General features: G+C 73.2%; 2 protein-coding genes. Both read right to left on the minus strand.

Annotated elements, in window-relative coordinates:
- On the minus strand, nt 1–807 hold an 807-nt coding region (locus PROKR_RS04130; protein ID WP_245605691.1), incomplete at its 3' end, for a LysR family transcriptional regulator.
- Between the two features lie 118 nt (nt 808–925).
- Nucleotides 926–1,209: DUF7782 domain-containing protein (locus PROKR_RS04135; protein WP_036959806.1), on the minus strand; the 284-nt coding region annotated here is incomplete at its 5' end.

A 1,209-nucleotide genomic window follows, 5' to 3' on the forward strand; every position in this document is an offset into this window, starting at 1 on the left:
CGGCGGGTCGGGCTGGCCCGGCTCCACGAGCGCGACGGCGCGGCCCGCGCGCACCTGGTCGACGGCGGTGGTCCACTCGGCCTCGCCCGTACCGCGGGGTGTGAACCCGGCGCGCACGCACGCCGAGACGAAGCACTCCTCGAGGCAGCCGTGCGACGGCACGCGGAGCCACTGCTCCTCGGCCAGCTCCGCCAGCGAGACCTCGGGCTTGCCCGCGTACGGGTGGTGCTCGTCGATGAGCACGAACATCGGGTCGGTGCAGACCCGGGTCCAGGACACCTCGACCGCCGCCGGGGGCGAGACGTCGGAGCACATGCCGACCAGACCGACGTCGATCGTGCCGCGGGCGAGCCGCGCGGCGACGTCGTCGGGCAGATGGGGCATGGCCGTGGTGACCTGCGCACCGGGCATGCCGATGTGCAGCTGGTTGACGAACAGCCCGCCCAAGCCGGTGCCGGTGATGCCGACCCGCACGGTCTCGCCGTGGGCGACGTCGCCGTTGACGAGGCGTTCGGCGTCGTCGGCCAGGGCCGCCATGGCGGGGAGAAGCACGCGAGCGTGCCTGAGAACCAGCTCGCCGAGCTCGGTCGGTCGCGCACCGAACCGGTCGCGGACGAAGACGTTCCCGCCCAGGGACCGGTCGATGCGGTTGAGCTGCGCGGTCAACGCCGGCTGCGCGATGCCGAGGGCAGCGGCCGCCTTCGTGACGCTGCCCGACTCGGCAACCGCGACGACCATCCTCAAGTGCCGCATGTCGAGTTCCACAGGGTGGAAAATATCTGTCATAGGCCCATATGTCTCGGGCATCGACGAAATTTATCGGTCTGCGCGAAAGACCGTTACGTCCCGGTAACGGCCTCCGCGGGCTCGCGAGGCCGCCGGAGCGGCCTCGCCGGGGCCCGTGGGTGCCCCCTGCGGACGCCGGTCAGCCCTCCAGGAAACCGTCCCGGACCAGGCCGCGGACGGCGGGGAGCAGCTCTGCCGCCAGCGCGTCCGCGGGCACCTCGAACAGCGACGCGATGGCGCCGACGATCTGCCCCACGGTCAGGTCGCCGTCGCACGCGCCGACGAGCGCCGCGAGCGGCGTGGACGCGTGCACACCCCGCCCCAGCCCGTCCCCCTGCCGCAGCACGACGACGTTCGGGTCCGCCGCGCCGGGCGTCAGGTAGCGCTCCTCGGTGACGTCGGCGGCGGTCACCAGGTGCGCCG

This window comes from Promicromonospora kroppenstedtii DSM 19349 (genome assembly GCF_000515355.1).
GTDB lineage: Bacteria > Actinomycetota > Actinomycetes > Actinomycetales > Cellulomonadaceae > Promicromonospora > Promicromonospora kroppenstedtii.